The following is a 7,136-nucleotide window of genomic DNA, read 5'->3' on the forward strand; positions in this document are numbered from 1 at the left end:
CCGCAGGCGGCACGGCCTCCGGCACGGCCACCGGCACCGCCGTGAAGCCGGCCGCCGCCGCGGGGCCGGCCTCACCGCCGCCCGGCAGCTTCGATGCCAGCTGGTTGACCGCCATCACCGCCTGCTGCGGTGTCAGGCCCGGCCGGCCACCGCCGGTGCCGGCCTCGGCCGCGGCGATCGCCTGCTCGATCTCGGCCGGCGGTTCGCCCTGCGGACGCTTGCTGCTGTCGGCTGCCACCGCCTGCACCGGGGCAGCACCCGGCGTCACGGCGCCCGGAATCTGTGCCACGGACGACTGCGCGGCCGCCGGAGCCGGCGACTGATGCACGCGGTACTGCCAGATGCCGACGCCGGCGAGCACGGCGACCGCCACGCCGCCGGCGAGTGGCGCAAACACCGGACTGCGCAGCAGCGCCCGCAGCTTGGTCATGCGGGTGATGCCGAGCTGCTGCTCGGCGCGCTTGCGGCCGATCTCGCGCAGGCGCTCGTGCTCGCGCTGGCGCTGCTGCTCGATTTCGGCGGCCTCGGCCTCGCTGATGCGCGCCTCCAGCTTGCGCCGCTCGGCGTCAAGCACGTCCTTGATCTCGCGCACCTCGTCGAACTTGCTGCCGATCACGCCGCAGGACTTGCAGGTATCGGGCGCGAGCGGATCGACTTCCTGCTCGTGGTGGCAGGCGGGGCAGCGGTAGGTGTGCGCCTGCGGTGCTTCGAGCTCGACCGGCAGCAGGCTCAGGGATTCGGGATAGAGCTTGGCCTCGATGCCGACGCCGGCGAGCGCCTTGCGCAGGCGCTCTCCATCCGCCTTGTCGAGACCGCCGGCCAGCGCCAGACGCTCGCCGCAGAGCACGCGGTCGGCGAGCCGCTCGATGTCTTCGGGTTCGCCTTCCAGCAGGCCGGTCATCAGCGCGCGCGCCGGGCCGCGCGGCCGGCCTTCCTGGAAGCCGTAGGTCGTGAGTCGGTAGGTGATCGCCATGACTGGCTTGCTCCTCGGGCTGCGTCAGTGCATCCGCCGGGCGGTGCCGCTGCGTGATGCCACGGTCCGTGTCGTTTCCTGTGAGGTTTCGCCGATGCCCGGGTCTGGCCCCGGCCGGGCACGGCGAAGTCGGGGCAGGCTTCAATATCACCGGCCTGTGACAGGGACAAGCGGCAGCCGGCGTAGTGCAGCCGGCCGGAGCCTCGCGGGCATTTCACATCGCGCAAGCGCTTCGCTACGCTGCATCGATGCCCGCCTCCGCCGCCCTGCTCCCCGTCCTCGCCGCCCTCGGCCCGGTGTTCGGGCTGATCGCGCTCGGCACCGTGCTGCGCCGCTGCGGCTTTCCGGGCAGCGGCTTCTGGCAGCCGGCCGAGCGGCTGAGCTACTACCTGCTGCTGCCGGCGCTGCTGCTGCGCGAGCTGGCGCGCGCCGACTTCGGCGCGCTGGCCGTCGGCGGCGTGGTCGTCGCGCTGCTCGCGACGATCGCGCTCATGAGCGTGCTGGCGCTGCGGCTGCGCCGCTGGCTGGGCAACGACGGGCCGGCCTTCGGCGCGAGCTTCCAGGGCGTGATCCGGCTCAACACCTACGTCGGGCTGGCGACGGCACTGCCGCTGTACGGGGCCGCCGGCGGCGCGCTGGCGGCGCTCGCCCTGGCGGTCATGGTGCCGGTCGTGAACCTGCTGAGCGTCCTCGTCATCACGCACGCGCTCGGGCAGGCCCGGCCGGCCCACCTGCTGCGCCAGCTCGCCGGCAACCCGCTGATCCTCGCCTGCGCGGCCGGCATCGCGCTGAACGTCTCGGGCCTCGGCCTGCCGCCGGGCAGCGAGGGCTTCACGCGCATCCTCGCGCAGGCAGCACTGCCGCTCGGGCTGCTGGCGATGGGTGCGGCGCTGCAGCTCGCGGCCGTGCGCGGGCGGGCCCCAGCGATCACGGTGACGGTGCTGCTGAAGCTCGTGCTGGCGCCGCTGCTCGCCGCCGCGCTGGCGAGGCTCTGCGCGCTGCCGGCGCTGGAGAGCGCCGTCGTCGTGCTGTTCGCGGCGCTGCCCTCGGCGCCGTCGGCCTACATCCTCGCGCGTCAGCTCGGGGCCGATGCGCCGCTCGCGGCGGTGGTGATCACGGTCGAGACGCTGGCGGCGATGCTGACGCTGCCGCTGGTCGTGCTGCTCTGCGCAGGGCCGCATTCATGACAGCGCCGCAGTCGCAGGAACCGGCGGCCGGCGTCGCTGGCCTGCCGCGCGGTCTGCGCGTGACGGTGATCGTCGGTGCCGTGCTGGTGCTCGCGGCGCTGGTGATGCTGGTCGCGGCGCTGCTGACGCGCCAGTCCGCCCTCGCCGAGCTGCGTGCCGAGGCGGCGCCGGCGCTGCAGCGCTCGGTCAGCAGCCTGCAGGGCCTGCTCGACACCTACCAGATCCTGCCGCGCGTGCTGGCGCGCGAGCCGCTGATCCTGAACCTGTACGCGACCCCGGCGCTGTCACCGGCCACGCGCGAAACCGCCAACGAGTTCCTGTCGGCCTTCAACGCCGCGGCCGGGGCCTCCGAGACCTACGTGCTCGATGCGCTCGGCAACACGATCGCGGCCAGCAACTCCGAATCGCCGGTGTCCTTCGTCGGGCGCAACTTCGCGTTCCGGCCCTACTTTCATCTCGCGATCGCCGGCTGGGCCGGGCTGTACTTCGCGCACGGCACGACCTCGAACCGGCCCGGGTTCTATTTCTCGTATCCGGTCAAGTCGAGCGGCGGCGACGCGGTCGGGGTCGCCGTGGTCAAGATCGGTCAGGAGCGCCTGGAATCGGCCTGGTCGCAGAGCGCCACGCCGATCCTGGTCACCGATGCCGCCGGCGTGGTGTTCATCACCAACCGCGAGGACTTCCGCTATCACGCGCTGCGGCCGCTGCCGCCGGTGCTGGCCGCCGAGCTGGTCGGCTCGCGCCAGTACGGCGACGGGCCGCTGGCGCCGCTGCCGGTGGTCGGCGAGCGCGAGTTCGACGGCGTGCGGCTGGTCAGCCTGCATGAGGGCCGGCGCAGCGTCGAATACCTGCTGGCGAAGGCGCCGGTGCCGAACACCGACTGGGAGGTCTCGGTGCTGGTGCCGACGGCGACGGTCGAGGAGCAGGTCGGCGTCGCGGTGCTGCTGGCCGGCTCGGCGAGCGCGATCGCGACGCTGTTCGGGCTGATGCTGGCGCAGAAGCGCCTGCGCACGCACGAGCGGCTCGCCTATCAGGCGCGCGTCGCCGAGGCGCTGCGCGAGTCGCACGACCGGCTGGAGGCGCACGTCGTCGAGCGCACGCGCGATCTGGTCGAGGCCAACCAGCGGCTGTCGCGCGAGATCCAGGAACGCGAGCGCGCCGAGCAGATCGTGCTGAAGACGCAGAACGAGCTGATCCAGGCGAGCAAGCTCGCCGCGCTCGGCCAGCTCGCCGCCGGCATCGTCCACGAGCTGAACCAGCCGCTGGCGGCGATCCGCGCCTACGCCGCCAACGCCCGCACCTTTCTGGAGCGCGGGCGGCCCGAGGCGGCGAGCGGCAACCTCGACCTGATCGGCGAGCTGACCGAGCGCATGGCGACGCTGACCGCGGAGCTGAAGACCTTCGCGCGGCGCACCTCGGACGAGGTCGCCGACATCGACCTGCGCGCCTCGGTCGGGCGCGCGCGCGCGCTGCTCGACCCGCGGCTGCGCCGCGACGGCATCGAACTGCACATCGAACAGCCCGACACGGCGCTGACCGTGCGCGCCAACGCCATCCGCATCGAGCAGGTGCTCGTGAACCTGCTGAAGAACGCCGCCGACGCGCTGCTGGAGGCCGCAACGCCGGTTCCGCGCATCGGGCTGCGCCTGCAGGCCGACCCGGCCGCGCGGCGTGCACGCCTCGTCGTCACCGACAACGGCCCCGGCATCCCGCCCGAAGCGCTCGGGCAGCTGTTCGACCCCTTCTTCACGACCAAGCCGGTCGGCGAGGGCCTCGGGCTCGGGCTGTCGATCAGCTACGGCATCGTCCAGAACCTCGGCGGCACGATCCGCGCCGAAAACCTCGCCGGCGGCGGCGCCTGCTTCACCGTCGAACTGCCGCTGCCGGCCCCGCAGCCGCTGGAGTCCGCATGAACCCGACCGTCCTCGTCGTCGATGACGAACCGCACGTGCGCCTGGCCGCGGTGCAGACGCTGGAACTCGAAGGCATCACCGCCGAGCCGCTCGCGTCGGCCGCCGCGGCGCTGGCGCGGCTGTCGCCGGAGTTCGACGGCATCGTGGTCTCGGACGTGCGCATGCCGGGCATGGACGGGCTGGCGCTGCAGCGCGCCGTCGCCGCGCTCGATCCGGAGCTGCCGGTGGTGCTGGTCACCGGCCACGGTGACATCGCGATGGCGGTGCAGGCGATCCGCGACGGTGCCTATGACTTCCTGGAAAAACCTTTCCGCACCGAGGCGCTGCTCGACATCGTGCGCCGCGGCCTCGACAAGCGCGCGCTGACGCTGGAGAACCGCCGGCTGCGGCGCGAGCTGGCCGCGCACCGCGAGGGCGACGCGCTGCTGCTCGGGCGCAGCCCCGGCATCGCACGCCTGCGCGCGGCGATCGACAACCTCGCCGATACCGGCGCCGACGTGCTGATCGAGGGCGAGACCGGCGCCGGCAAGGAGGTGGTCGCGCGCCTGCTGCACCAGCGCAGCCACCGGCGCGGGCAGGCCTTCGTCGCGCTCAACTGCGGCGCGATTCCCGAGACCATCTTCGAGTCCGAGCTGTTCGGCCACGAGGCCGGCGCCTTCACCGGCGCCAGCGGCCGGCGCGTCGGCAAGCTCGAACACGCGCACGGCGGCACGGTGTTCCTCGACGAGATCGAATCGATGCCGCTGGCGCTGCAGGTCAAGGTGCTGCGCGCGCTGCAGGACCGCATGATCGAGCGGCTCGGCTCGAACCGCGGCGTCGCGCTCGACATCCGCGTCGTCGCCGCGACCAAGGTCGACCTGCGCGTCGCGGCGCGCGAGGGCAGGTTCCGCGAGGACCTGTATTACCGGCTCAACGTCGTCAAGCTGGCGATCCCGCCGCTGCGCGAGCGGCGCGAGGACATCCCGCTGCTGTTCCGGCATTTCGTGCTGAAGGCCGCCGAACGCTACCGGCGCGAGCCACCCGAGGTCGCCGGCGACACGCTGGCGGCGCTGATGAGCGAGCCGTGGCCCGGCAACGTCCGCGAACTCGCCAACGCCGCCGACCGCTTCGTGCTCGGTCACCTGCTCGGTCCGGCCGCGCTCGCCGCCGGCGCACCGGCGCAGTCGCTGCCCGATCAGGTCGCGGCCTTCGAGCGCATCGTCATCGTGCAGGAGCTCGAACGCCAGGACGGCAACGTCGTCGCCACCGCCGATGCGCTCGGCGTGCCGCGCAAGACGCTGTACGACAAGCTGAAGAAGTACGGCCTGCGCCGCGAGGACGGTTTCCGCTGAAGCCCGTGCCGCTTCAGGCCGCGGCCGGCGCGTGGCCGTTCCGGTGCCGGGCGGCGAAGCCTGCACACCGGCAAGGCACGCAGGCTTCGGCAGACACCGGCGCGGGTCCCGGCCAGCCCTGGATGACCGGCAGTCCGCTCAGCCCGGCACGCATCGTGCTATGTATGTTCACCCCGGCGATGGAGTGCCGGCACACGGGCCACTCCCCCCGGATGACCCGTGTACCAGCGTCCGGACACCCCCGTCCGGAAAACCTCAGGCATGACCGGCCGTGACGGCCCCGTCAGGCGCACCCGCCGTGAGCACGGCGCGCTCCGGCCGGGCCGGCGCCGGGAAACGACCGCCCGCTGCCGCTCGCCCGGACGCGCCTCAGCGACGCCAGAACGGCTTGGCGGCCTCGCTCAGCGCATCGGCGCGGCTCATGCCGATGTCGGTGAGTGCGTGCTCGTCGAGCCGGACCAGGGCGCGGCGCTCCCTGGCGCGCATCACCCACAGCCGCAGCAGTTTCAGCGCGCCGACGAACCGCGACGGGGATTCGATGTCGACGCGCACCGGTACCATCAGGCCGCTGCCGCTGATGGCGTTGACGAGATGACCGGCACCCGGATGAACGACGAAACGACTGAACATGATGACCACCTGCAACAGCCCCGATCGGTCGCCTCGCGTCAATGCACTGTTTCGGTTCACACCATCCCTGTGACGCGACGACCAACCAATGACTTGTAACGATTTGCACCAATTTGAAACAGTACCGCTCTTTGTTGGTGCAATGCTGGTCCGCACCCGCGGCGCCTGCAAACGACAAAATCTCACCCTCGCACAAATCCGGGTTTAACGAAGATGGCCTATCGCCTGCCGCCCCTGAACGCCCTGCGCGCCTTCGAAGCCGCCGCCCGCCATCTGAGTTTCAGCAAGGCCGCCGAGGAACTGTTCGTGACGCCGGCGGCGATCAGCCACCAGATCAAGTCGCTGGAGGAGTTCCTCGGCGTGCAGCTGTTCCGGCGCATGAACCGCGCGCTGGCGCTGACCGACGCCGCGCAGGCCTGCCTGCCGCGGCTGCGCCAGGGCTTCGATGCGCTGTCCGAGGCCGTCGATCTCGTGCGCGCGCAGGAAGACAGCGGCCTGCTGACCGTCAGCCTGACGCCATCGTTCGCGGTCAAGTGGCTGGTGCCGCGGCTCGACCGCTTCTCGGCGCTGCACCCGAACATCGAGATGCGCATCGCCGCCAGCAGCCGCCAGCTCGACCTGCGCGGCGGCGGTCAGCGCAGCACGACTGATCTGGTCGATTTCCGGCGCGAGGACGTGGACCTCGCGATCCGCTTCGGCAGCGGCGACTACCCGGATTTCCACGTCACCAAGCTGTTCTCGGTGCACGCGACGCCGCTCTGCAGCCCGGCGCTGCTGAAGCGCAACCCGCTGAACGAGCCGGCCGATCTCGCACAGCACGTGCTGCTGCACGACGAGACCGTCTACGGCCCCGAATACACGCCGGAGCGCGAACCGATGTGGCGCGTGTGGCTGCGCGCGGCCGGCGTCGCCGACCGGGTCGATGCCCGGCGCGGCCCGCACTTCAGCAGCGCCTCGCTGACCATCGAGGCCGCACTCGACGGTCAGGGCGTCGCGCTCGGCCTGCCGGTGCTGGCGCTGGCCGACATCCAGACCGGGCGGCTGGTCGCCCCGTTCGGCCGGCAGGTGCCGATCGAGTTCGCGTACTGGATCGTCTGCCCGA

5 protein-coding genes and 1 pseudogene are annotated in these 7,136 nt (G+C 72.2%); 4 read left to right on the top strand and 2 right to left on the bottom strand.

Translation table 11 applies throughout. From position 1 onward, the window contains the following. Positions 1–973 (bottom strand): annotated as a pseudogene (locus PKE44_RS12700) (hypothetical protein); the annotation flags it as partial. A gap of 248 nt (positions 974–1,221) precedes the next feature. Between PKE44_RS12700 and PKE44_RS12705 the strand changes: the two are divergent. The 3 genes from PKE44_RS12705 to PKE44_RS12715 are packed head-to-tail and all read left to right on the top strand — an operon-like array spanning position 1,222 to position 5,404. Continuing rightward, positions 1,222–2,160, top strand: a complete 939-nt coding sequence (locus PKE44_RS12705) for an AEC family transporter (protein ID WP_324551758.1) — start codon at positions 1,222–1,224, stop codon at positions 2,158–2,160. Then, positions 2,157–4,073: an ATP-binding protein gene (locus PKE44_RS12710; protein ID WP_324551759.1), complete on the top strand. Its 1,917-nt coding sequence runs from the start codon at positions 2,157–2,159 to the stop codon at positions 4,071–4,073. Before PKE44_RS12705 ends, PKE44_RS12710 begins: the two co-directional genes overlap by 4 nt. After that, positions 4,070–5,404, top strand: a complete 1,335-nt coding sequence (locus tag PKE44_RS12715; RefSeq protein ID WP_324551760.1) for a sigma-54 dependent transcriptional regulator — start codon at positions 4,070–4,072, stop codon at positions 5,402–5,404. Before PKE44_RS12710 ends, PKE44_RS12715 begins: the two co-directional genes overlap by 4 nt. A 369-nt stretch (positions 5,405–5,773) precedes the next feature. Here the strand turns inward: PKE44_RS12715 and PKE44_RS12720 are convergent, their stop codons facing one another. Beyond that, entirely contained in the window at positions 5,774–6,043 is a 270-nt protein-coding gene (locus PKE44_RS12720) for a DUF1127 domain-containing protein (RefSeq protein ID WP_324551762.1), read from the bottom strand. Between the two features lie 204 nt (positions 6,044–6,247). On the opposite strand from PKE44_RS12720, the gene gcvA reads away from it, so the two are divergent. Next, positions 6,248–7,136, top strand: an 889-nt coding sequence (gene gcvA, locus PKE44_RS12725; RefSeq protein ID WP_324551761.1) for a transcriptional regulator GcvA, incomplete at its 3' end; no start/stop codon positions are given.

The organism is Plasticicumulans sp. (assembly GCF_035331805.1).
GTDB lineage: Bacteria > Pseudomonadota > Gammaproteobacteria > Competibacterales > Competibacteraceae > Plasticicumulans.